The 23,856-nt window shown below is 71.7% G+C and carries 21 protein-coding genes; 9 read left to right on the top strand and 12 right to left on the bottom strand.

The genetic code is table 11. The features are described 5' to 3' along the window. On the bottom strand, positions 1 to 1,078 hold a 1,078-nt coding region (locus ACWFRU_RS37925), incomplete at its 3' end, for an ROK family transcriptional regulator (protein WP_453692654.1). Positions 1,079 to 1,175: 97 nt separating this feature from the next. Here ACWFRU_RS37925 and ACWFRU_RS37920 point away from each other — a divergent pair. Further along, positions 1,176 to 2,381, top strand: coding sequence for an MFS transporter (locus tag ACWFRU_RS37920; RefSeq protein ID WP_453692652.1), 1,206 nt, complete (start codon positions 1,176 to 1,178; stop codon positions 2,379 to 2,381). Between the two features lie 77 nt (positions 2,382 to 2,458). Next, entirely contained in the window at positions 2,459 to 3,877 is a 1,419-nt protein-coding gene (locus ACWFRU_RS37915; RefSeq protein WP_453692650.1) for a uracil-xanthine permease family protein, read from the top strand. Here the strand turns inward: ACWFRU_RS37915 and ACWFRU_RS37910 are convergent. Further along, on the bottom strand, positions 3,856 to 4,977 hold the full coding sequence (locus tag ACWFRU_RS37910; protein WP_453692666.1) for a glycoside hydrolase family 6 protein: 1,122 nt from the start codon (positions 4,975 to 4,977) through the stop codon (positions 3,856 to 3,858). The two genes, ACWFRU_RS37915 and ACWFRU_RS37910, sit on opposite strands and share 22 nt — an antisense overlap. Positions 4,978 to 5,209: 232 nt before the next feature. On the opposite strand from ACWFRU_RS37910, the gene ACWFRU_RS37905 reads away from it, so the two are divergent. Together ACWFRU_RS37905 and ACWFRU_RS37900 are read left to right on the top strand one after the other, a co-directional pair. Then, on the top strand, positions 5,210 to 5,914 hold the full coding sequence (locus ACWFRU_RS37905; protein WP_453692648.1) for a DUF5995 family protein: 705 nt from the start codon (positions 5,210 to 5,212) through the stop codon (positions 5,912 to 5,914). Between the two features lie 88 nt (positions 5,915 to 6,002). Beyond that, the gene (locus tag ACWFRU_RS37900; protein WP_453692646.1) at positions 6,003 to 6,935 is read left to right on the top strand and encodes an LLM class F420-dependent oxidoreductase; all 933 of its coding nucleotides are present in this window, start codon (positions 6,003 to 6,005) and stop codon (positions 6,933 to 6,935) included. Positions 6,936 to 7,037: 102 nt separating this feature from the next. Here ACWFRU_RS37900 and ACWFRU_RS37895 read toward each other — a convergent pair whose 3' ends face one another. After that, positions 7,038 to 8,732: a flavin monoamine oxidase family protein gene (locus ACWFRU_RS37895; RefSeq protein WP_453692644.1), complete on the bottom strand. Its 1,695-nt coding sequence runs from the start codon at positions 8,730 to 8,732 to the stop codon at positions 7,038 to 7,040. Positions 8,733 to 8,788: 56 nt separating this feature from the next. Continuing rightward, the gene (locus tag ACWFRU_RS37890; RefSeq protein ID WP_453692664.1) at positions 8,789 to 9,577 is read right to left on the bottom strand and encodes a carbon-nitrogen hydrolase family protein; all 789 of its coding nucleotides are present in this window, start codon (positions 9,575 to 9,577) and stop codon (positions 8,789 to 8,791) included. A gap of 334 nt (positions 9,578 to 9,911) precedes the next feature. Between ACWFRU_RS37890 and ACWFRU_RS37885 the strand changes: the two genes are divergently transcribed. Continuing rightward, positions 9,912 to 10,532 (top strand): Repetin, encoded by a 621-nt coding sequence (locus ACWFRU_RS37885; RefSeq protein ID WP_453692643.1) that lies wholly within the window; start codon positions 9,912 to 9,914, stop codon positions 10,530 to 10,532. Here the strand turns inward: ACWFRU_RS37885 and ACWFRU_RS37880 are convergent, their stop codons facing one another. Next, on the bottom strand, positions 10,533 to 10,988 hold the full coding sequence (locus ACWFRU_RS37880; RefSeq protein ID WP_363211043.1) for an Lrp/AsnC family transcriptional regulator: 456 nt from the start codon (positions 10,986 to 10,988) through the stop codon (positions 10,533 to 10,535). It lies immediately after the preceding gene. 10 nt (positions 10,989 to 10,998) lie between these two features. Then, complete coding sequence (locus ACWFRU_RS37875) at positions 10,999 to 12,468, bottom strand: amino acid permease (RefSeq protein WP_453692642.1); 1,470 nt, start codon at positions 12,466 to 12,468, stop codon at positions 10,999 to 11,001. Between the two features lie 316 nt (positions 12,469 to 12,784). Between ACWFRU_RS37875 and ACWFRU_RS37870 the strand changes: the two genes are divergently transcribed. Genes ACWFRU_RS37870 through ACWFRU_RS37860 form a run of 3 tightly spaced genes read left to right on the top strand, consistent with a single transcriptional unit; the run spans position 12,785 to position 15,641 of the window. Next, complete coding sequence (locus ACWFRU_RS37870; protein WP_453692641.1) at positions 12,785 to 13,900, top strand: LLM class flavin-dependent oxidoreductase; 1,116 nt, start codon at positions 12,785 to 12,787, stop codon at positions 13,898 to 13,900. Further along, the gene (locus ACWFRU_RS37865; RefSeq protein WP_453692640.1) at positions 13,897 to 14,706 is read left to right on the top strand and encodes an SDR family NAD(P)-dependent oxidoreductase; all 810 of its coding nucleotides are present in this window, start codon (positions 13,897 to 13,899) and stop codon (positions 14,704 to 14,706) included. The genes ACWFRU_RS37870 and ACWFRU_RS37865 overlap by 4 nt, the downstream gene beginning before the upstream one ends. Then, a complete protein-coding gene (locus tag ACWFRU_RS37860) occupies positions 14,703 to 15,641 on the top strand; it encodes a GDSL-type esterase/lipase family protein (RefSeq protein WP_453692639.1) in 939 nt (312 codons plus the stop codon). Before ACWFRU_RS37865 ends, ACWFRU_RS37860 begins: the two co-directional genes overlap by 4 nt. An 81-nt stretch (positions 15,642 to 15,722) precedes the next feature. On the opposite strand, the gene ACWFRU_RS37855 is transcribed toward ACWFRU_RS37860, so the two are convergent. The 5 genes from ACWFRU_RS37855 to rpe all read right to left on the bottom strand — a co-directional run bounded on the left by ACWFRU_RS37855 (position 15,723) and on the right by rpe (position 20,074). Continuing rightward, positions 15,723 to 17,165, bottom strand: coding sequence for a GuaB1 family IMP dehydrogenase-related protein (locus ACWFRU_RS37855; RefSeq protein WP_453692638.1), 1,443 nt, complete (start codon positions 17,163 to 17,165; stop codon positions 15,723 to 15,725). 174 nt (positions 17,166 to 17,339) lie between these two features. Further along, positions 17,340 to 17,693 carry a barstar family protein gene (locus ACWFRU_RS37850; RefSeq protein WP_453692637.1) on the bottom strand — a complete coding sequence of 118 codons (354 nt, stop codon included), beginning with the start codon at positions 17,691 to 17,693 and terminating at the stop codon, positions 17,340 to 17,342. Beyond that, positions 17,690 to 18,100, bottom strand: coding sequence for a ribonuclease domain-containing protein (locus ACWFRU_RS37845; RefSeq protein ID WP_453692636.1), 411 nt, complete (start codon positions 18,098 to 18,100; stop codon positions 17,690 to 17,692). The genes ACWFRU_RS37850 and ACWFRU_RS37845 overlap by 4 nt, the downstream gene beginning before the upstream one ends. Before the next feature lie 51 nt (positions 18,101 to 18,151). Continuing rightward, positions 18,152 to 19,150 (bottom strand): sugar-binding transcriptional regulator, encoded by a 999-nt coding sequence (locus ACWFRU_RS37840; protein WP_363211159.1) that lies wholly within the window; start codon positions 19,148 to 19,150, stop codon positions 18,152 to 18,154. A gap of 237 nt (positions 19,151 to 19,387) precedes the next feature. Beyond that, positions 19,388 to 20,074 carry a ribulose-phosphate 3-epimerase gene (gene rpe, locus ACWFRU_RS37835; RefSeq protein ID WP_453692635.1) on the bottom strand — a complete coding sequence of 229 codons (687 nt, stop codon included), beginning with the start codon at positions 20,072 to 20,074 and terminating at the stop codon, positions 19,388 to 19,390. Positions 20,075 to 20,206: 132 nt separating this feature from the next. Here rpe and ACWFRU_RS37830 point away from each other — a divergent pair, with 132 nt between their 5' ends. Continuing rightward, positions 20,207 to 22,414 (top strand): MMPL family transporter, encoded by a 2,208-nt coding sequence (locus tag ACWFRU_RS37830; RefSeq protein ID WP_453692634.1) that lies wholly within the window; start codon positions 20,207 to 20,209, stop codon positions 22,412 to 22,414. Here the strand turns inward: ACWFRU_RS37830 and ACWFRU_RS37825 are convergent. Continuing rightward, positions 22,388 to 23,836: an RsmB/NOP family class I SAM-dependent RNA methyltransferase gene (locus ACWFRU_RS37825; protein WP_453692633.1), complete on the bottom strand. Its 1,449-nt coding sequence runs from the start codon at positions 23,834 to 23,836 to the stop codon at positions 22,388 to 22,390. The two genes, ACWFRU_RS37830 and ACWFRU_RS37825, sit on opposite strands and share 27 nt — an antisense overlap. Positions 23,837 to 23,856: the final 20 nt, after the last annotated feature.

Genomic DNA, 23,856 nt, shown 5'->3' with positions numbered 1-23,856 from the left:
GCCCCCGCCCCCCCCCCGGGGGGGGGGGGGGGGGGGGGGGGGGGGCCCCCCCCCCCCCCCGGGGGGGGCCCCCCCCCCCCCCCCCCGCGCGGCCGATCTCGCCGCCGAGCACGACGCAGCCGGGGTCGAGGATCGCGGCCATGGCGGCGGCGCCCACGGCGACACGGTCGGCGGCGGCGTCGAGGAAGGCCTCGGGGCCGGACTCCACGGCGCGGCGCACCATGTCCGCGGCGTCGCCCCCGGCCGCCATGCCGTGTTTCTCGCCGAGTTCGCGCAGGGCGGCGGCGCAGGCCAGCGAGTGGAAGCCGCCTTCGCAGGCGGTGGCGGAGGGCAGTACGTGTGTGCCGGGCACCGGCAGGAAGCCGATCTCCCCGGTGCCGCCGGACGCCCCGCGGCGCAGGGTCCCGTCGAGCACGACGGCGGCGCCGACGCCTTCGCCGAGCCACAGGAGGACGAACGTGTCGCGGTCGTGGGCGGCGCCGTCTCGCTGTTCGGCGCGGGCGGCGAGGTTGGTCTCGTTCTCCACGAGCACGCGGGCCGGGAGCCGTTCCTGGAGGGCTCCGGCGAGGCGGCGGTGCCAGGCGGGCAGCGAGGTGGTGTCGCGCAGTTCGCCGGTGGCGGGGTCGATGAGGCCGGGGGCGCCGATGGCCACGGTGTGCAGCCGCTGGACCCCGCCGTCGCGCGCGGTGCGCTCCACGAGGGCGGCTGCGCGCTCGACGGCGGGCCCGGTGCCGGTGTCGCCGCCGATGGGCGCGGAGGCCTCGGCGAGCACCGCGCCGAGCAGATCGGTGACCACGACGGAGAGGCCGTCGGTGCGTACGTCGAGGGCCGCGAGGTGCGCCCGGTCGGCGACGATCCCGTACAGCCGGGCGTTGGGCCCCCGGCGCCGGGCACCCGCCTCCCCCACGACCGCGATCAGGCCGGAGCCCTGGAGGCGCTCGACCAGGTCGGCGACCGAGGGCCGGGAGAGGCCGGTGAGCTGCTTCAACTGGTTGGCCGTCAGCGGTCCTTCGCGCTGCAGGAGCCCCAGGGCGAGCCGGTCGTTGATGGCCCGGGCGGTGCTCGGTGATGCGGGCATGCCGGGGATCCTTCCATAAAGCTGCTATTTATCAGGCAGGGTTCCTGATAGTTTACGTCGCCGTAGCGGGCGGCATCTCGGGAGGGGCAGAGCATCGATGAGTGAAGTGACCTACGACGTAGGGCAGTTGAAGCGCGCGCGGTACGCCGTGGCCGCCGTCTTCTGTGTGCACGGTGCCGTCACCGGCTCCTTCGCCACCCGCGTGCCCTGGATCCAGGACCACGCGGGCCTCAGCGCCGGACTCCTCGGGCTCGCCCTCGCCTTCCCCGCGATCGGCGCCTCCGTGGCGATGCCGCTCGCGGGCTGGGTCAGCCATCGCTTCGGCGCGCGGACCGCGCTGCGCGGCCTGCTCGCCCTGTGGACGCTCTCGCTGATCCTGCCCTCGCTCGCACCGAACCTGCTCACGCTCTGCCTGGCCCTGTTCGTGTACGGCGCGACGGCGGGCATGTCGGACGTGGCGATGAACGCCCTCGGCGTCGAGGTCGAGGCCCGCATGAAGAAGTCGATCATGTCGGGGCTGCACGGCATGTGGAGCGTCGGCGCCCTCATCGGCTCCGCGGCCGGCACGGTCGCCGCCCACCTGGGCTCGGACGCCCGGCTGCACCACGCGCTGGCCGCCGCGGCGCTCACCGCGATCGGTCTCGTCGCCTGCCAGGGCGTGCTCGACCTGCAGGCGGAGCCCGAGGACGAGGCACCGCCGCGCTTCTCGCTGCCGCCCAAGTCGGCGCTGCTGATCGGCGCGGTCGGCTTCTGCGCGGTCTTCGCGGAGGGCGCGAGCCTGGACTGGTCGGCGGTCTATCTGCGGGACGTCCTGGACAGCTCGGCGGGTGTCGCGGCGGCGTGCACCACCGGGTTCACGCTCACCATGGCCATCGCGCGGCTCGCGGGCGACGCGGTGGTGGACCGCTTCGGGGCGGTCCGCACGGTGCGCGTGGGCGGCGTGGTCGCGGCGCTCGGCGGTCTTCTCGTGGTGGTGGCGCCGCACCCGGCGGTCGCCATGTCCGGGTTCGCGCTGCTCGGGCTCGGCATCGCGGTCGTCGTCCCGCTCGCGTTCGCCGCCGCCGGACGCAGCGGCCCCAACCCGAGCCAGGCCATCGCGGGCGTCGCCACCATCACCTACACCTCGGGCCTGATCGCCCCGTCCGCGATCGGCACGCTCGCCGACGCGACGAGCCTGGTCGTCTCCTTCGGCCTGGTGACCGTGCTCGCCTGCGGGCTCGCGGTGTTCGCGGGGGTGCTGCGCACGGACGGCCGCGAGACCACTGTGGTGGCTCCGGCGGACGCGCCCGCCGGGAAACCGTGAACCTTACGCCGGATTAACATTGCGCTGACTCATTCGGGTCTTGACAAAGTCGGGCGCACAGAAGGCGGAACTGAACCATGGATCTCGGCGTGCGCTGGAGACTGCACGGCGACGGGCGCACCCCCGCGCCCGGAGCAGTCGTCCGTCCCGACGAGCGGCTCTCGTGGCCGCGCACCTTCGGGCTCGGCGCCCAGCACGTGGTCGCCATGTTCGGCGCGTCCTTCGTGGCGCCCGTCCTGATGGGCCTCGACCCGAACCTCGCGATCATGATGTCGGGCGTCGCGACGGTCATCTTCCTGCTGGCCACGCGGGGCCGGGTGCCCAGCTACCTGGGCTGCTCGCTCTCCTTCGTGGGCGTGGCCGCCGTCATCCGCGCACAGGGCGGCTCCTCCGCGACCGTGACCGGCGCGGTCTTCGTGGTCGGCGCGGCACTGTTCCTGGTGGGCCTGGCCGTCCAGAGGTTCGGGGCGCGGATCATCCACGCCGCGATGCCGCCGATCGTCACCGGCGCCGTCGTCATGCTGATCGGCTTCAACCTGGCGCCGGTCACGGCGTCCACGTACTGGCCGCAGGACCAGTGGACGGCGCTCCTGGTGATGCTGTTCACCGGTTTGGCCGTGGTGTGCCTGCGCGGATTCTGGTCGCGCGTCGCGATCTTCCTGGGGCTGATCTTCGGGTACGTCCTGTCCTGGGTCCTCGACCTGGTCTTCGGCAAGATCCACTCGGCGGACGGCTCGGGCAAGGTCGTCGACCACTGGCGCCTGGACCTCTCCGCCGTCGGCAACGCCGACTGGATCGGCCTGCCGACCTTCCACGCGCCGAGCTTCGAGTGGTCGGCGATCCTCGTCGCGCTGCCCGTCGTCATCGCCCTGGTCGCCGAGAACGCCGGGCACGTCAAGGCGGTCGGCGAGATGACCGGCGACTCCCTGGACGACAAGCTCGGCACCGCCATCTCCGCCGACGGCGCCGCCTCCATGCTCTCCACGGCGGTCGGCGGCCCGCCCAACACGACGTACTCCGAGAACATCGGCGTGATGGCCGCGACCCGCGTCTACTCCACCGCCGCCTACTGGGCCGCCGCGTGCTTCGCCCTGCTCTTCGGCCTGTGCCCCAAGTTCGGCGCGGTCGTCGCGGCCATCCCGGGCGGCGTCCTCGGCGGCATCACCGTCATCCTGTACGGCATGATCGGCCTGCTCGGCGCCCAGATCTGGATCAACGCCGGGGTGGATCTGCGCAATCCGCTGAACCTCGTCCCGGCCGCCGCGGGCATCATCATCGGCGTCGGCGGCGTCTCGCTGAAGATCACCGACAACTTCGAGCTGAGCGGCATCGCGCTCGGCACCATCGTCGTGATCACCGGCTACCACGTCCTGCGCGCCTTCGCCCCGCCGCACCTCAAGTCTCAGGAGCCGCTGCTCGATTCGGGCACGTCGACGTACGACACCGCCGACGGGGACGAGGGCGACGACGGCTCTCAGCCGCCCGCCAAGTCGTAGGCGTAGCCGGGCGTGAACGTCCCGGGCGCGCCCTTGCAGCCGTCGGACTCGCCCGGCAGTTTGACCCACAGATAGGCGTCGATGCGGGCCTGGCCGGTACGCAGGGTCGGGTTCGGCCCGAGTCCGCGGCCGTCCGGGTCGCACCACTCGCCGTCCGCCGGGGCGCCGTTTCCGTTGCGGCTCGTGTCGATGACGGCGCCGAGGCCCGCCGGACCGCCGAGCGCGGACAGGACCTGGCGGGCGTACGCGGCCTCGGCGTCGGTGCGGTGGAAGTTCGAGACGTTGGTGAAGACGCCGTCGGACGACGCGGGGGACGCCGCGCCCGCCGCGCGCAGCCGTCCGGCCTGCTTGGCCGCCGCGTTCCAGCCGGAGTGCCCGGCGTCGTAATAGACCCTGGCCCTGGGGTTGGCGGCCTTCAGGGTGCGGCCCGCGCGGGCGAGCGAGGCATAGCGGGCGGTGCGCTCCTTGGCCGTGAGGCACTCGGAGAGCGCGATCGCGTCCGGTTCGAGGATGACGATGACCTCGCCGGAGCCGAGGCCCGCGGCGAACTTCCCGATCCACGCGTCGTACGCCGCGAGGTCCGGCGCACCGCCCTGCGACGCGCCCCCGCAGTCGCGGTCCGGTATCGCGTACGGCACGACGACGGGCACCCGGCTCCCGGCGTTCGACGTCACCGCGCGCACGCGTGAGGTGATGGTCCCCGGCGCGTACTCCGCGAACCACACGGCGGCGGGATGGGCGGCGATCCGTGACTCGATGAGGGGTCTGCGCGGGTCGCTCCGGTTGGCCCTGACCCAGTCCAGGACCTGCGAATCGCCGTGCCGGTAGAGCGAACCGGCCGGGGCGGCGGCGCTGCTCGGCTTCTTCGGACGCTGCGTCGAAGGCTTCGGTCTCGGCTTCGGGGACGCGGCGGACTTGGTGGACGACGGCTTCGCCGAGGTCTTCGAGGGGGACGGCGTCGGCACCGCGGGCAGCGGTTCGAGCGTCGGCGACTTCGTCACCTTCGGGCGCGCCTGGTCCTTGCCGCCGCCTTCGTCCAGGGCGGACACCATTCCGGTGACGGTGCCGACGGCGGCCACGACCGAGGCCGCGGCGACCATGACGCCACGGCGGGCGGCGCCCCTGCGCTCGGCCCGCCGCTCGGCCCTCGGTTCGGCGCGATGTCGTGCGCGGTTGCCTGTCACGGTGCTGTCCCTCCCCCTCACCCGTGTCCCCCTGACACGGCGTGCCGGCTCCCCTCCCCAGGGGCACACACGGCCGCCGTTCCCTCGTTCTGGGGAAGCGGCCGGTGCGGTGGCACTCGGGCCAGCCTACGGCTGGGACCCTGCCACCATGGCGCAGTCGGAGCGGTTCGCGGAGTTCACAGGCTCGGCACACGGGGTTGACGGCGTGGTGACGCGGATGCGCGCGCTGGGCGCCGGATTCCCCTCGGGCGACGGGGTCGGGGTGTTCAACCGGGTCTATCTGTCGGTGACCGAAGAGGTGGGGCGCCATCTCGGCACCGGTCGCTTTCCGGACACCGGAGCGGCGGTCACGCTGGACGTGCTCTTCGCCGAGCGCTATCTGCGGGCGGTCGACGTGGTGGCCGCCGACCGCAGGCCGCCCGCCTGCTGGCGCCCGCTGTTCCAGCTCCGGCGCCATCCCGGCGTACGTCCGCTGCAGTTCGCGCTCGCGGGCATCAACGCGCACATCGGCCACGACCTACCGCTGGCCGTCCTGGACACCTGTCGTACGCTCGGCTGCGAACCGGCGGACCTGGAGGACGAGTTCGACCGCGTGGGCGACATCCTCGTCTCGCTGGAGGAGAGCATCCGCGAAGACCTGATGCCGGGCCCCGACCTCTTCCAGATCGCCGACCCGCTCACCCACCTGCTGGGTTCCTGGAGCCTGGAGCGGGCCAGGGACAGCGCCTGGGCGACGGCACTGACGATGCGGGCACTGGACGAACTGCCCGGCGTCGCCGAGGAGTTCCTGGAGCGTCTGGACGGAGCGGTCGGCCTGGTGGGCCGGATGCTGCTCACTCCCCTGCCGGACTGACCCGGCCACCGTGCGCCCACCGCCGAGGAACTCCCCGACAGTAGCTGTACGTTGAAGGAAGTGACCCCGGATGCGAAGGAGCACCAGCATGGCCACACGACTCGGTCTCAGCCTCCCGCAGGGCAAGCAGTACAGCATCGGACGGGACGTCCCGGCCGTCGCCCGCGCCGCGGAGGAGATCGGGTACGAGAGCTTGTGGGTCTACGAACGCGTCCTGTTCCCCGAACCCGCGACCCAGGGTCTGTACGGCATCGAGGGACTGCCCTGGCCCGACACCTACCGCTCGGTGCCCGATCCGCTGATCACGCTGACCCTGGCCGCCGCCGCCACCGAGCGGGCCCGCCTGGGCACCAGCGTCCTGGTCGCCCCGCTGCACGTGCCGTTCCAACTGGCGCGCTCGCTGGCCACGTTGGACGCGGCGAGCGGCGGCCGGGTCGTCGCGGGGTTCGGCACGGGCTGGTCCCATGACGAGTACGCGGCTTCGGGGGTGGCCCCCTTCGAGAAGCGCGGCAAGGTCCTGGACGAGCTGATCGACGTCTGCCGCGCGGTGTGGGGCCCGGACCCGGTGTCGTACGAGGGTGAGCTGACCACGATCGCCCCCTCGGAGGTCGGCCCCAAGCCCGCGCGCCCCATCCCCGTCCTGCTGCCCGCCAACAGCCCGCGCGCCCTGCGCAGGCTCGTCGACCGCGCCGACGGCTGGATGCCGGTGGGCGTGGGCGCCGAGAAGCTGGCCGAACAGGCCCAGGCACTGAAGGAACTGGCCGCCGAGCGGGGGCGCACCGAACCGGTCCAGAGCGTCATGCGGGCCAACGCGCGGTACACGGCGAAGCCGTACGAGGGCGAGAAGCGCGCCCCCTTCCGGGGCAACGTCGCCCAGATCGTCGAGGACCTGGAGGCTCACGCCTCGACGGGCGCGGTGGAGGAGATCCTCATCGAGCTCCAGGGCAGCACGAGGGACGCGGAGGAACTGAAGGATCTGGCGGCGCAAGTTTACGAAGCAGCAAGGGCGGCAGGGGTATAAGACAGCCGCCCCGAAGGGGCGCTCGTCTTAGGGGCGCGGGGAACTGCGCGACCAGCCACAACCGGCCGGCAGACTCCCACGCGCCCAGGAAGAACGGCGCTCTCAGTCCTCAGGCAGTTCGACGGGAGCAATCTCGTCGTACACATCTCCAGGACCGGGGTTGGTCGCATCCGTGGCCCCGCCAAAGTGATGCATGACCCCCCAGACCGCGTTCAGCGCAGTCTGCACCGCACCCTCGGCCCATCCCGCCGTCCAGGAGATGTCGTCCCCGGCAAGGAAGATCCCCCGCTTGTCCTCGGGCAGCGACTCCTGCATGAAGTGCGTGAACAGACGCCGCTGGTAGCGGTAGTGCCCCGGCAGGTTCGCCTTGAAGGCGCCCATGAAGTACGGCTCGTTCTCCCACGACACCGTCACCGGGTTGCCGATGATGTGCTTGCGGATGTCGACCTTGGGATAGATCTCGCCGAGCGACTTGAGCATGACCTCCATGCGCTCGTTCGCCGACAGCGGCAGCCACTTCAGGCTGTCGTCGCACCAGGTGTACGAGAGGCAGATGACGGCGGGCTTGTCCGGGCCGTCGTCCAGCAGGTAGGTGCCGCGCGTCATCCGGTCGGTGAGCGTCATCGACATGACGTCACGCCCGGTCTCCTCGTCCTTGTCCAGCCAGAACGGCCGGTCGACCGGGACGAAGAGCTTGGAGGACTCCATGTAGTGGGTCCGCTCCATCGCCGTCCAGTGGTCGATGGGGAAGAGCGAGTCGTCGCAGGCGATCTTGCTCAGCAGCAGCCAGGACTGGGCGGTGAAGATCGCCGCCTGGTAGGTGCGGATGTCGCCCGAGGAGTCCGTGACGGTGACGCGGTTGCCCGCGGTGCGGTCCAGACGGGTCACGGCGGGCTTCGGCACGCCGCCCTCGTGCAGCGAGCTCAGGGAGGTGCCGGGCGCCCAGTGCACGATCTTCTGCGGCTCGCGGTCCCACATGCGCAGGGGCAGCTGCTGGCTGCCGCCGACGATGCCGCGGTGGTGGTCGTCGGCCTCGGTGTAGACGACGCGCAGGATCTCCAGGATGGAGTTGGGGAAGTCGGTGTCCCAGCCGCCCGTGCCGAAGCCGACCTGGCCGAAGATCTCACGGTGCCGGAAGGACTTGAAGGCCTCGGACTCGCAGAGGAAGCCGTAGAAGGTCTGGTTGTCGAGCTTCTCGACGAGCTTGGACCAGATCTCGCGGATCTTCCGCACGTCGCGCTCGCGCAGGGCGCGGTTCATGTCGGAGAAGTCGGCGCCCTCCTCCAGGCAGTCGTTCCACGCCTTCGCCACGTCGCGATAGACCTGCGGCAGGTCGGCGACGGTCTCGGCGTAGTGCGACTCGCCCTTGAGGTCGACGACCGTGGAGGGCGTCGACTCGGCGAGCGGGTTGGGGAACGGCTGGGTCTTGAGGCCCACCAGGTCGATGTAGTGCTGGAGCGCCGTCGAGGACGGCGGGAAGCGCATCGCGCCCATCTCGGCGGTGAGGTCGCCGTCACAGCCCTCGAAGCCGACGGTGCGCAGCCGGCCGCCGATCTGGTCGGCCTCGTAGACGACGGGCTTGAGGCCCATCTTCATCAGCTCGTACGCCGCCACGATGCCGGACAGGCCGCCGCCGATGACCGCGACCTCCGTGCCGTGCTCGGTCGCGGGTATCTGGCCGAGGCCCGCCGGGTGGGCGAGGAAATCGTCGTACGCGTAAGGGAAGTCCGGACCGAACATGGTGATCGGCGGCTGGGCGTCGGTGTGCTGGACGGCGGTGGGCACCGTGGACGTCATGGGGTACGGACTCCTTGCGGGAACGGCAGAACAGAAGACAGGGGGCTCGGGAGGGGTCAGACCAGGGAGGCGTACAGACACGGGCGGCGGTCGCGCAGGTAGGGGTTGGCCTCGCGCGACGCGGCGAGGAAGTCCGGGTCCGCGTCGGCGAACACCAGCTGCTCGTCCCGTCCGGCGCGGGTGCGTGCGACGCCGTCGGGTCCTGCCAGCGTGGAGAGTCCGACGAACTCGAACTCCCCTTCCTTGCCGACCCGGTTGACGTACGCGACGTACATCTGGTTCTCGAAGGCCCGCACCGGCACGACCGACTCGGCGACGAACTGGAAGGGGTGCATCTGGGCCGTGGGCACGAGCAGCAGATCGGTGCCCGCGAGGGCGTGCGCGCGGACGTTCTCCGGGAACTCCACGTCGTAGCAGATCATCAGGCCGATCCGCAGACCGCCCAACTCCGCCTGGACGACGTCCTGTTCACCGGGGGTGAAGTGATCCCGCTCGAAGCAGCCGAAGAGGTGGGTCTTGCGGTAGTTCGCGAGGCGCGAGCCGTCGGCGCCGATCAGCTGGACGGAATTGAAGACCTGGTCCGCCTCCCGCTCCGGGTAGCCGTAGGCGATCGCGACGCCGTGGCGTACGGCGGTCTCGGCGATCGCGGCGGCCGACGCCCCGTCGGCGGCCTCGGCGAGTCGCGGCACGTCGTCGCCGATCGCGTACCCGGTGAGGTACAGCTCGGGCGCGACCAGCAGCCCCGCTCCCGCCGCCGCGGCGCGGCCCGCGGCGTCGTCGAGCGCCTTGAGGTTCTCGGCGACGGAGCCGAGCCGCCCGGAACTCTGGAGCAGGGCGGTGCGCAGCGCAGGCATGGCGGATCCTCGGGGCGTACGAAGGGGCAGGTGGGGTCCGTTAGACGGTACGGTCGGCGGCCCTGTCCGGACAAGGCGCGAGCGTTGCGGGCAGATGCGTGATCTGTTGCGCGTGCGGGGCCCTTGGCGGCGATTCGTTGCGCGGCGGTGTGGGACCGGAGCCGTAGCCGTGTCCACCGGCGGGCGCAGGGCGGGCGGGGGTGTTCCCCGCCGCATGGCGGAGGCGGATTGCCGCCCGTGGCCGGACGTGCCGGCACCCCCTGCCGCGAGACCGTGATCTCGCCCGGAAGGACCGGGCGAACGGCACTTCGGACGGAGGCTCCCCATGAGCCGCAACGCAAGCACCCGGATCACCGACGGCCGCCCGACCCGCACACGCAACCGCGCGATCGCCGTCGGGACCGCCCTGCTGCTGTCCATGGGGGCGGTGGGAGCCGCCGTCGCGTCGGACGACGGCGGGGCGCCCAGGGCCGCCTCGGACTCCCGGGCCCGCGAGGCCGCCGCGCTCACCGGCAGCGCGAAGCTGGACCGCAAGACCACCGAGGACGTGACGTTCACCTTCGACGCCCACCTGGCACAGCGCGACAACATGCGCCCGGACAAGGCGACCGGCACCTTCAAGTTCGTGCACCTGGACAAGCCGGGCGGCGAGGGCGGCTGGGCGAAGGGCCGCATCGACTGCCTGATCACGGGCGGCAAGGTCGCCACGGCCACCGGCGTCATCACCGACACCAACCTCGAGGGCATCAAGGGCGGCCGGGTCGGCTTCACGGTCCACGACCAGGGCAAGCGCGACCGCGTGGGCTACAGCTGGGCCGCCGTGGGCCACCCCGACGGTACGAAGAAGCTGACCAAGTGCACCAGCTCCGCCCCCTTCGAGAAGGTCGAGAAGGGCACCGGCGACTTCGACGTCACGCCCTGGCACCCCACGTACCCGACGGACTGACTAGGCAGGCGCCCCGGAGGAGAAGCGCCGCATCAGGGGCGATAGGACGAGCACGGACTTCGTCCGCTCCACGAACGGCTCCCCCGCGATCCGTTCAAGGACCCGCTCGAAGTGCCGCATGTCGGCGGCGAAGACCTGGACGACCGCGTCCGCGTCACCGGTGACGGTGGACGCGGACGCGATCTCCGGATACCTCTCCAGACCTCGCCGGATCGCCTCCGGCGAGGTGTTGCGACGGCAGTAGATCTCGATGAACCCCTCGGTCTCCCAGCCGAGCGCGGCCGGGTCGACCCGCACGGTGAAGCCCGTGATCGCCCCGGTCTCCCGCAGCCGGTCGACGCGCCGTTTCACGGCCGGCGCGGAGAGCCCGACCAGCTGGCCGATGTCGGCGTAGGAGCGGCGGGCGTCCTCGGCGAGGGCGTGCACGATGCGTTCGTCGAGATCGTTCAGTCGCACTGGGGGTGGATCACTTCTCTGCGGAGGCCAATCGGGAGCGGCTCATGCCGTACAGGAAGTAGAACACGAGGCCGACGGCCATCCAGACACCGAAGACGACCCAGGTGACGGTGTCGAGACTGAACATGTTGTACGCGCAGAAGGCGAAGCCGAGGACCGGGAAGAGCCAGCCGAGCGGCACGCGGAAGGTGCGCGGCATGTCCGGGCGGGTCCGGCGCAGCACGATGACGGCGATGTTGACCAGGCCGAAGGCGAAGAGCGTGCCGATGCTGGTGGCGTCGACGAGCTTGCCGAGCGGGATGACCGAGGCGAGCGCGGCGCAGAACAGCGACACGATGACGGTGTTCACGCGGGGCGTGCCGGTCTTCTTGCTGACCTTGCCGAACGCCTTGGGGACCAGGCCGTCGCGGGACATGGCGAACAGGACGCGGGTCTGGCCGTAGAGGACGGTCAGGACGACGGACGCGATGGAGATGACGGCGCCGGCGGCGAGCAGCGTGCCCCAGAAGCTCTGGCCGCTGACGTCGTTCATGATCGCGGCGAGCGCGGCCTCGGAGCCCTCGAAGTCCTTCCAGTTCCAGGCGCCGACGGCGACGGCGGCGACCAGGACGTAGAGGGCCGTGACGATGATCAGCGACAGCATGATCGCGCGGGGCAGGTCGCGCTGCGGGTTCTTGGCTTCCTCACCGGCGGTGGAGGCGGCGTCGAAGCCGATGTACGAGAAGAAGAGGCTCGCGGCGGCCGCGCTGACACCGGCCGTGCCGAGCGGCATGAAGTCCGAGTAGTTGCCGGACTTGAAGCCCATGAAGCCGATGGTGCAGAAGAGCACGAGCGCGGCGATCTTCACGATGACCATGATCGTGTTGGCCCGCGCCGACTCCTTGGCGCCGCCGAGCAGGAAGACCATGGCGAGCAGCACGACGATCAGGCCGGGCAGGTTGATGATGGCCCCGTCGACCTCGCCGGGCGCCGCCGAGAGGGCGTCCGGGATGGTGACGCCGATGGTGCCGTCGAGCAGTTCGTTGAGGTATTCGCCCCAGCCGACGGCCACGGCGGCCACGGACACGCCGTACTCCAGGACCAGGCACCAGCCGCAGACCCAGGCGACGAGTTCGCCCATGGTTGCGTACGCGTACGAGTAGGAGGAGCCCGCCACCGGTATGGAGCCGGCCAGCTCGGCGTACGAGAGCGCGGAGAAGAGGGCGGTGAGTCCGGCGATCACGAAGGAGATGGTGACGGCGGGCCCGGCCTTGGGGACGCTCTCGCCGAGGACGACGAAAATGCCGGTGCCGAGGGTGGCGCCGATGCTGATCATGGTCAGCTGCCACATGCCGAGTGAGCGCCGCAGTGTGCCGCCCTCACCCTGGCCGCCCTCCGCGACCAGGAGTTCCACCGGCTTGCGCCGCATCAGGCGACTGCCGAACCCGGCGGACGCCGGGGGACTCGGTCGGTTCTGCGGGGGTGCGCCTTGGTCGAGCACGCATGGCTCCTTCATCGCTGCCGGTCAGGCGGTCAGGGCGGGCAGGACCGGCGGCAGCTCCCATGCATGGATGGGGACCGCCGAGCAGGCGGTCCCCGCCACACCACGTACAGCGGACGACTCTATGAGGCGAGCTTCACGTACGTAATGCAGCAACCTTGCGCAGACCCGCATGATCGTTGCGTACTTCCCCTTCCCGCGGGTCTTCGTTGCGCGGTCCGTTTCGTCCGTTGCGTGCCGGGGCGCCGGGGAAGTCATTGACACTTCGTCAGATCTCCCCCATCGTGCACCCCGGTCGAGAGGGAGGCAGCAGGCGATGGACCTCGATGTGCTGTACGAGATCGACGTACCGAAGCCCTGGAGCGGACCCCATCCGCATGGCCAGCGCACCGCCGAGCAGCGCGCCTACCGCGAGGCCGTCGAACAGATCCGGCTCGCGGACCGGGTCGGTTTCCGCACGGTGTGGGCGGTGGAGCACCACTTCCGCGAGGGCCGCTCGCACTGCCCCGCGCCCGAAGTCCTGCTCGGGCATCTCGCGGCGCTCACCGAGCGGATACACCTCGGCTTCGGCGTCACGCTCACCCCCTTCGGCTTCACTCCCCCGCAGCGGATCGCGGAGAAGGTGGCGGCCGTGGACGTGCTGTCGGACGGCCGTGTGGAGTGGGGCACGGGACGCTCAACCCCCATGGAACAAACGGCCTTTGGCGTCGACAGGGAGCAGTCGCGGTCCGACTGGCGCGAGGCGATCGAGATCGTGACAGGCATGTGGCGCGAGGAGTACTTCGCCTACGAGTCGGAGCGCTTCACCTTCCCCCGGCGGATGGTCACCCCGAAGCCGGTCCAGGACCCGCACCCACCGTGCTGGATGGCGGCGACGTCCCCCGGCTCGGCGGAGGTGGCGGGCGCGGCGGGCCTGGGTCTGCTCTCCTTCTCGATCATGCAGCCGCTCGACGCGATGGCCCGCCAGGTCGCCGCCTACCGCGCGGCGGCCCGCACCCCGTCCCCGATCACGGACGTCACCACGGACCGCGTCAGCGCGTACACGCTGGTGCACGTGGCGGACCGCCCCTCGCGGCGGGTCTGGGACTCCGTGGCCTGGTGGTACCGCAACCTCGCCCAGTTCACGCTCGACTGGGAGCTGCCGCATCTGACGCCCGACGAGCGCGAGCGGACGTTCCCCTTCCTCACCCCGATCATCGAAGGCAACGTTCCCGTCGACGAGTTCAACGACGGCGACATGATCCTCATCGGCGACGCGGAGACGATCGTCCGCAAGGCCAAGCGTTACGCCGACCTCGGCATCGACCAGCTCATCTGCTACGTCCAGTGGGGCTATCTGGAGCACCAGGAGATCCTGCGCACGATCGAGATCCTGGGCAAGGAAGTCATCCCGGAACTGGCGTCCTACCGGCCCCGGCGGGCGACACCGTGAGCGAGCCGCTCGACACCTCCCCCGTCCCCGACTACGCCTCCCTGCACCGCCTGGACGACCGCGCCTTCGTCGTCCTCGGCGCGGGCAACGGCATCGGCCGCCAGACCGCGCACGCACTCACGGCGGCGGGCGCGCGGGTCCTGTGCGTGGACCTCGACAAGGGCCGCGCGGAGTCGGTCGCCGCCGAGACAGGCGGCGTCCCGTACGTCGCGGACGTGACGCGGCGCGAGGAGATGCGGACCTTATTCGCCCACGCACGGCGGGAGTTGGGGCCGCTCGGGGGTGTCGTCGACATCGTCGGCATGGCCCGCTACACGCCTCTGGACGAGCTTGACGACGCCTCCTGGGACTGGCACTTCTCCCTCGTCCTGCGGCACGCCTGGCTGGCGGTCCAGTACGGCGGTGAGGCACTCGCCGACGCGGGTGGCGGCTCGCTCGTCTTCGTCGCGTCCGTGTCGGGCCTGACGGCGGCGCCCTTGCACGCCGCGTACGGGGCGGCCAAGGCCGGCCTGATCTCCCTGGTCCGCTCGGCGGCGGTGGAGTACGGCCCGCGCGGGGTGCGGGTGAACGCGGTGGCGCCCGGAGTGGTGTGGACGCCGCGCGTGGCGGGCCTGATCGGCGAGGAGGGCCGCGGACGCAACGCTCGCAACGCCCCGCTCGACCGCGTGGCCGAGACCTCGGACATCGCCTCGGCCCTGCTCTTCTTCGCCTCGCCGCTCTCCTCGTACGTCACCGGGCAGACGCTCGTCGTGGACGGCGGGGTCGGCGTGAAGTTCCCGTATCCGACCATCGGAGGCGCACGATGAGGGAGTTCGTGCGGGGTGCGGCCTGGTGGACCGAGGACGGCCGGGTGGTGCGTGCCGATCCCGCCGATCGCGCCCGGCTGCCCGGGGACACGTGGGAGCGGGCGGGTCTCCCGGCCGGGGTGCGGCTGGAGTTCACGGCGCGCGGAGTGAGCGCCGTGGACGTCGCGTACACCGCGTCGCTTCCCTCGGAGACGGACGCCTACCGCGCCGCGCCCGCGGTGTTCACGCTCCTCGCGGGCGAGGACGCCGTCGACACGCCCGCGTCACCGGGCGAGCACCGGGTCTTGATCCCGCTCCCCTCCCCCGACGGCACGTTCACCCTGCACCTGCCGGAGGCGCTGCGGCCCGCCCTGCACGACGTACGCCCGGTGAGCGGCACCCTCACGCCCATCGCCCGGCAGCCGCGCTGGCTCGTCTACGGGGACTCCATCGCGGAGGGCTGGTCGGTCTCACGGCCCCCTCTGGCGTGGCCCGCCCTCGCTGGGCACGCCCTGGGGGTGGAGATGGTGAACCTCGGGTACGCGGGCGCCGCACGCGGGGAGCTGGCCTCCGCCGAGCAACTCGCTTCCCTGGACGCCGACTTGATCACCCTGGCCTTCGGCACGAACTGCTGGTCGCGTACGCCGCATTCGGCGCGGCTGCTGTACGAGACGGCGCGGGCGTTCCTGGATCTGGTGCGCCGGGGCCACCCGGACGCTCCCCTCCTGGTCGTGTCCCCCGTGCTGCGCCCGGACGCCGAGACGGTGCCGAACGTGCTCGGCGCCTCGCTGCGGGACCTGCGCACCGCCCTGGAGCGGGCGGCTCTGGACGCGGGGGTCGACCTGCTACCGGGCGGCGGCCTCCTCGACGCCAAGCACCTGGTGGACGGAGTGCATCCGGGGGACGAGGGCCACCGGATCCTCGCGGAGGCGGTGACGGAGGCGCTCCGCAGGTGAGCGCCCCGCCAGGGGCGCGGGGAACTGCGCGACCAGCCAGTACGGCCCGCGGCGGCAAGACGGCAGCTCCCCGCGAAACGCCTAGCTCCAGCTGGCGTGCAGCGGCTTGCCCTCCGCGTAGCCCGCGGCACTCTGCACGCCCACGGTGGCGCGCTCGGCGAACTCCTCCAGGGAGCCCGCACCGGCGTACGTGCAGGACGAGCGGACGCCCGCGATGATCGAGTCGATCAGGTCCTCGACGCCGGGACGCTCCGGGTCCAGGAACATCCGCGAGGTCGAGATGCCCTCCTCGAACAGCGCCTTGCGGGCACGGTCGTAGGCCGACTCCTCGCTGGTGCGGTTCTTGACCGCACGCGCCGACGCCATGCCGAACGACTCCTTGTAAAGGCGGCCGTTGGCGTCCTGCTGCAGGTCGCCCGGGGACTCGTACGTCCCGGCGAACCACGAGCCGATCATGACGTTCGACGCACCGGCGGCCAGCGCCATGGCGACGTCACGGGGGTGCCGGACGCCACCGTCGGCCCACACGTGCTTGCCGAACTTCGCTGCCTCGGCGGCGCATTCGAGCACCGCGGAGAACTGCGGCCGGCCGACGCCGGTCATCATGCGCGTGGTGCACATGGCGCCGGGGCCCACGCCGACCTTGATGATGTCGGCACCGGCCTCGATCAGGTCCCGTACGCCCTCAGCGGCGACGATGTTGCCCGCGACGATCGGCACCTGCGGGTCGAGCGCGCGCACGGCCTTGACCGCGGCGATCATCGACTCCTGGTGGCCGTGCGCGGTGTCCACGACGAGAGTGTCGGCGCCCGCGTCGAGGAGCTGCTTGGCCTTGGCCGCGACATCGCCGTTGATGCCGACGGCGGCGGCGATGCGCAGCTTGCCGTCGGCGTCAAGGGCGGGCGTGTAGAGGGTCGCGCGCAGGGCGCCCGTGCGGGTGAGGATGCCGGCGAGGCGGCCGTCCTTGCCCACCGCGGGGGCGTAGCGGCGGTTGGCGGCGTCCAGCTTGTTGAAGGCGTCGCGCGGGTCGATGTCCGCGTCGAGCAGCACGAGGTCCTTGGACATGACCTCGGAGAGCTGGGTGAAGCGGTCGACGCCGTTCAGGTCCGTGTCGGTGACGACGCCGACCGGCTTCTGGTCGGCGTCCACGACGACGCCCGCGTTGTGCGCGCGCTTGGAAAGCAGCGCGAGCGCGTCGGCGACGGTCTGCGTGGGGGCCAGGACGATCGGGGTGTCAAGGACGTGGTGGCGCGTCTTGACCCAGGAGATGACCTCGGTGACGACCTCGATCGGAATGTCCTGCGGGATCACGACGAGGCCGCCGCGGCGGGCGACGGTCTCGGCCATCCGGCGTCCGGCGATCGCGGTCATGTTCGCGACGACCAGCGGGATCGTGGTGCCGGTGCCGTCCGGCGAGGAGAGGTCCACGCCCTGACGCGATCCGACGGCGGAACGCCGCGGCACCATGAAGACGTCGTCGTACGTCAGGTCGTACGCAGGCTGGATGTCATTGAGGAAACGCACGTGCTGCTCATCCCAGTCGATCAGAGGTGGCCCCCGGACAGTTAGGCCGAGGGAAAAGCACGTACTTCAGTGTCCCATGTCCCGGGTGATGCGCCGCCTGGGACGATCACCCAGCCGGGCCGCTGGAGCCCTGGTCGGATCCTCCAAGCAGCCACCCGGACGGTCACGCTCCGCTCAGGCGCGCGTGCCGAGCGCGAGAACGATCTCCAGGCCGGTCCCGCGCTCCCTGGCGTACTCCACCGCGTCGGTGAAGACCTCCTGGGCGACGATCCACTCCTGGGGCGCGGCCTCGGCGTACTCCTGCCAGCCGGTGACGACGAGCAGCCGTCCGGGTGCACGCCCCTGGTCGGTGAGACAGTCGGCGAGGGCATCCCAGTTCCGGCCGAACCAGTCGGGCAGGTCGAGCGCACGGGCGCAGCGGTCCATGAAGGCCGACTTGTCGCGCGCCCCGCTCAGGTCGAGCGAGACGGTGCCGAGCCCGGCGGCCCGTACGGCCTCCAGGACGGCTGCCAGCGGTTCGGGCGTCATCTCAGTACCGCCTTGAAGGACGCGTAGTGATCGTCCGTGTAGTAGGTCTCGTCGCCGCTCCCGGTGACGATCCGCCGTGCGCCCCGGTCGCGTTCGCCGGGGGTGCGCACGGTGTACTCGCGATAGTGGCCGCGCCGCTGCTTCGGCAGCTCGCCCTCGAAGTTGCCGAAGACCGACCCGTCCTTGGCGTACGGGAAGGGCCCGCCGTCATCGATGAGCCGCAACGTCCGCCGCGCCTCGGCAGGCAGCCGGTCGGCCCGTACGGTGGCCATGCCCTGCGGCGCCCACGCGGGGGCGGAGGCGGAGGCTTCCGCTGTGCTGCCGTCGCCCGAGGAACACCCGGTGACGAGCACGGCCAGGCAGACAAGGGCCGCACCAAGGACCCGAGGGACAAACCGGAGCACCATGGGCCAGATGCTCCCATGACCGATCCCGAGCCGCAGCGCGCCCGCGGGCGGTCAGCTGCCGTCCGGATCCGCCCGGTCCAGCGCGGGATGCGGCGTGTGCCCCATGACCATCAGCTGATCCGCGGCGGCGGTGTCCGTCACCAGGCTGGTGACGAGCCCGGACCGAAGCACCGCGTCGATGGCAGCGGCCTTGCGCTGTCCGCCCGCGATGGCGACGACCTCGGGAATCCGCCGAAGCCGGTCCGCCTCGACCGTGATGCACCGCTCCCCCAGGTCGCGCCCGACCCGACGCCCTTCGGCGTCGAAGAGGTGCGCGGACATCTCGGCGGCGACGCCCAGCGAGGCGTAGTGCGCACGCTCCTCGTCGCTGAGCATGTCGTGGACGGTGGAGATGCCGGGCTCCCAGGAGCCGATGGACACCGCGGCCACGGTCACCTTGTCGAAGTACTCGAAGGCCCGCGCGATGCCCGTCTGGTTGCGCAGGGCCGCGGCGGTGGCCGGGTCCGGCAGGAGCATCGGCGCGTAGATGGGGTGGGCCTCGCCGCCGGAGACCTGCGCGGCACGCCGCACGGCCTCGACGGAGCCGCGCTCGGCGGTCCCGGCGTCGTACACACCCGTCAGCTGCACCACCGTGCACGGCGGCAACTGGTCGAGGGCGGCCGCCATGTGAATGGTCGAGCGCCCCCACGCGAGGCCGAGGACATCGCCCTCGGTGACCAGCTCGCCCAGCAGGTCGGCCGCGACCTCGCCGAGGTTCTCGGGGTCGGGCGACTCGTCGATCTCGTCGGCCGGGGCCGGCGACTCGACGACGACCGCGTGCCGCAGGCCGTAGCGGGCGCGCAGCGCGTCCGAGCGCTCCGCGTCCAGCTCGGCGGGCACACGGATCTCGATCCGTACGAGGTCACGCTCCAGGGCCGTCTCCAGGACCCGGGCCACCTTGAAGCGGCTGACGCCGAACTCCTCGGCGATCTGGATCTTGGACTTGCCCTCGAGATAGAAGCGGCGGGCCATGGCCGCCGCCTGCACCAGCTCCGCGGGTCCCATCCGCATGGCTGACCGGCCGCCCGTCGACACGACGGTCTCCTCACTGTCATTTCAAGACTGTCATTTCAAGCAACTGCCGTGCACGCGTTCGCACGCATACGCATTCACGCGCATTGGTGCGGCTTCGCGCACATTGCCACGGCTTCTCGCGCATTGCCGCAGCGCAACCAGGGTTCGCCGTTCATCCTTGCAGATCCGGCGTACTTGATCAGCCCCGAAGGGCTGCGTTCACGTATCCGTGGCTCAGTGGTCGCATGCCCACGCCGCCGAGGACGTCGCCCCGGCCGCCTGGGTGCGCAGTGCACGTACCGCCGCCGCCGGGTCGTCGGCCCCGTAGACCGCGGAGCCCGCGACGAAGACGTCGGCGCCGGCCTCGGCGCAGCGCTCGATGGTCGCCGCGGAGACGCCGCCGTCGACCTGGAGCCAGAGTTCGAGGCCGTGCTTGCTGATCAACTCGCGGGTGCGGCGGATCTTCGGGAGCATGATGTCAAGGAAGGCCTGGCCGCCGAAGCCGGGCTCGACGGTCATGATCAGCAGCATGTCGAGCTCGGGGAGCAGGTCCTCGTACGGCTCGATGGGCGTCGCGGGCTTCAGCGCCATGGAGGCGCGGGCGCCCTTGGCGCGGATCTCGCGGGCCAGGCGGACGGGAGCCGCGGCCGCCTCCGCGTGGAAGGTGACCGATCCGGCGCCCGCTTCGACGTACTGCGGCGCCCAGCGATCGGCGTCCTCGATCATCAGATGGCAGTCCAGCGGCGTGTCCGTCGCTCGGGCGAGAGACTCTACGACCGGCACCCCAAGGGTGAGGTTGGGGACGAAGTGGTTGTCCATGACGTCTACATGGAGCCAGTCGGCACCTTCGACCGCCCTTGCCTCCTCGGCAAGACGGGCGAAATCCGCGGACAGGATGCTGGGGTTGATCTGCACGGCCATGCCCCAAGACTGCCATGCCCCGCGCTCGTTGCCTTCCGCGGTCCGTAGCGTGAGCCAACCGGCTCCTTTGACCATGGACCCCATGCCATGCTGGGCGGTCCACCGGCACCACGTGGGGCAGCGGGGGTAGCCATGCCAGACGAACGGTCGGACGTTCGGTCGGACGGACAGCGCACGGCGGGCCGAGGAGTGGCCTGGCTGGTGTGCGGGCGGCGCACCAAGTGGCTCGTGGTGCTGTTCTGGCTGGTGGTGACCGTCGCCGCGGCACCGCTCGCCCAAAAGCTCACCGACGCCCAGGACAACCAGGCCTCGTCCTGGCTGCCCGGCTCCGCGGAATCCACCCAAGTCCTGGAGATATCCGAGGAGTTCAGGCCCGAGCAGATCCCCGCGATCATCGTGTACGCCCGTGACGGCGGGCTGACCGCCGAGGACCGGGCGCGGATCTCCGAGGACGTCGACGAGCTCAAGGAGCTGAGCGCCCACGGCGTGCGCGGCGCCGAGACCCGTGGCCCCGTCTTCGACACGAAGAACACCTCGGGCGCCGACGCGGCCGAGGCGGCCCAGATCTTCGTGCCCATCACCATGGACGAGAAGGGCTGGGAGCGGATCACCCCGGCAGTGGACTCCATGCGCGAGGTCGTGGGCGAGGGCTCGGGCGGTCTTTCGGTGCACGTCACCGGGCCCGGCGGTACGTCGGCGGACTTCTCCGAGGCGTTCGAGGGCATCGACTCGACGCTGCTCCTGTCGGCGGCCGCCGTCGTCGTCGTGATCCTCCTGATCACCTACCGCAGTCCGGTCCTCCTGATCGTCCCGCTGCTCGCGGCGGTCGTCTCCCTCTTCACGGCGCAGGCGCTGATCTACCTCCTGGCGGAGCACGCCGGCCTGACGGTCAACGGCCAGAGCGCGGGCATCCTGACGGTGCTCGTCTTCGGCGCGGGGACGGACTATGCCCTGCTCCTGGTCGCCCGCTACCGGGAAGAGCTGCGCCGCCACGAGGACCGGCACGAGGCCATGCAGCTCGCCCTGCACCGGGCGGGTCCCGCGGTCATCGCGTCGGGCGCCACGGTCGTCGTCAGCATGCTGGTGCTGCTCACCGCCGACATGAACTCCACGCGGGGCCTCGGCCCCGTGGCGGCCATCGGTGTCGCGGTCGCCCTGCTCGCGATGCTGTCGCTGTTCCCCGCGCTCCTGGTGGTCTGCGGCCGGTGGCTCTTCTGGCCGCTGATCCCGCACAACGGCTCCGAGGAGCCCACCGAGCGCGGCATCTGGGCCCGCATGGGCCGCCGTATCGCCCACCGTCCGCGCCTGACCTGGAGCGTCACCGCGGTGGCGCTCGCGGCCCTGGCTCTCGGCCTGACGCAGCTGCGTGCCGAAGGGCTCAGCAACGCCGACTCGTTCACGGACAAGCCGGACTCGATCGTGGGTCAGGAGGTGCAGGGGAAGTACTTCCCCGCGGGCAGCGGCGACCCGCTGGTGATCGTGGCGAACGCGGACCAGGCCGACGAGGTCCGCGACGCGGTCGCGGGGACGCGTGGCGTGGAACCGGCGAGCATCGGCGTACCGCCGGGGACGAAGGCGGAGGCCGGGGGCCAGGTCCTGTTCGAGGCGACGCCGACCGACCCCTCCGACAGCGACGCGGCCAAGCAGACCGTGGAGCGGGTGCGCGACGCGGTGCACGCGGTGCCCGACGCGGACGCGCAGGTGGGCGGCGGCACGGCGGCCCTCCTGGACATGGACCGCGCGACGACCCACGACAACAAGCTGGTGATCCCGCTCGTCCTGGTGGTCGTCCTGCTGATCCTCGCCGTGCTGCTGCGCGCCGTGGTCGCACCGCTGCTCCTGATCGCGACCGTGGTGCTCTCCTTCTCCGCCGCGCTCGGCATCAGCGCGCTCGCCTTCCGCCACCTCTTCGACTACGCGGGCGAGTCCACGGACTTCCCGCTCTTCGTCTTCGTGTTCCTGGTGGCGCTCGGCATCGACTACAACATTTTCCTGTCGACCCGCATCCGTGAGGAGGCGGGCCGCCAGGGCACCCGTGCGGGCGTGGTGACGGGCCTCGCCGCGACCGGCGCGGTCATCACCTCGGCGGGCCTGGTCCTCGCCGGCACCTTCGCCGCGCTCGGCACGCTGCCGATGGTGGCGTTCGCCGAGATCGGCTTCGCGGTCGCGCTCGGCGTCCTGCTCGACACCTTCGTCGTACGGTCTGTCCTGGTCACCGCCCTGTTCTTGGACGTGGGACCGAAGGTGTGGTGGCCGCACGCCCTGAGCAAGGACCCGGCGGTCCCCCGCACACCGGAGCCGGCGAAGGTCTCCTCAGGCGGTCCGCCGGATCAGCGCTAGGTACATCGCGTCCGTGCCGTGCAGATGCGGCCACAGCTGGACGTCGGGGCCGTCACCGAGCGCGGGGACGCCCGGCATCAGCGGCCGCGCGTCGATGAGCTCGGCCCCCTCGTGCTGCTTGAGCACGTCGTCGACGACGGCACGCGTCTCCGCGAGGTGCGGTGAACAGGTGGCGTATCCGACGACGCCCCCGACGCGCACGGACTCCAACGCGGTGCGCAGCAGCCCCCGTTGGAGCGGCGCGAAGCCGTCCAGGTCCTCCGGGCGGCGGCGCCAGCGGGCCTCGGGGCGGCGGCGCAGGGCGCCGAGCCCCGTGCAGGGCACGTCCATCAGAACGCGGTCGAAGCTGCCGGGCTGCCACGGCGGCCGGGTGCCGTCGGCGGCGATGACCTCGTAGGGGCCCGGGTTGCCCCGCAGGGCCTGCGCGACGAGGCGGGCCCGGTGCGGCTGCTTCTCGGCGGCGAGGAGGGCGGCGCCCCGCCCGGCCGCGAGACCCGCGAGCATGGCGGCCTTGCCGCCCGGCCCGGCGCATCCGTCGAGCCACTTCTCGTCGCGCCCCTCGACCGGGGCGTTCGCGAGTGCGATCGCGACGAGCTGGCTGCCCTCGTCCTGAACCCCGGCACGCCCCTCGCGCACGGCCTCGATGGACCCGGGCTCGCCGCCTTCGCTGAGCCGCACGGCGTACGGAGACCAGCGCCCCGGCAGCGCGGACTCCTCGCCCACCACGTCGAGGAGTTCATCGGCGGTGGTCCGTCCGGGCCGTGCCACGAGCGTCACCTCGGGCCGTTCGTTGTCGGCCTCCAGGAGGTCTTCGATGCCCGCACGGCCGCCGCCGAGCGCGTCCCACAGCGCGGAGACGACCCAGCGGGGATGCGAGTGGACGACGGCGAGATGGTCCTCGGCGTCCTCGTCGTAGGGCGGCGCGACCTTCTCCACCCAGCCGTCGAGATCGTCGGCGGCGACCTTGCGCAGCACCGCGTTCACGAACTTGGCCCGCCCGTCACCGAGCACCACGCGCGCCAGCTCCACGGAGGCGGAGACGGCGGCGTGCGTGGGGATGCGCGTGCCGAGCAACTGGTGCACGCCCATGTTCAGGACGTCGAGGACCGGCGGGTCGACCTCGCGCAGCGGCCGGTCGATGCAGGCGGCCACGATCGCGTCGTACGTCCCCTGCCGGCGCAGCGTCCCGTAGACCAGCTCGGTGGCGAGCGCGGCGTCACGCGCGTCGAACTTGTCGGCGCCCTCCTTCTCGCGGGCCTTGCGCAGGAGTGGCGGCAGGACGAGGTTCGCGTAGGCGTCCCGCTCGTCCACGGCCCGCAGCGCCTCGAAGGCGAGGAAACGGACGGGGTCCTTCTTGGGACGGCGGTGGGGCTTGCCGGGCTTTCCCTGCTTCTGGGGACGCCGGCTCGGCTGGTCGCTCAAAGGTGCTCCGCTATTGGATG

The sequence above is a fragment of the Streptomyces sp. NPDC055099 genome, assembly GCF_053607685.1.
This window is presented reverse-complemented; position numbering and strand designations above follow the sequence as displayed.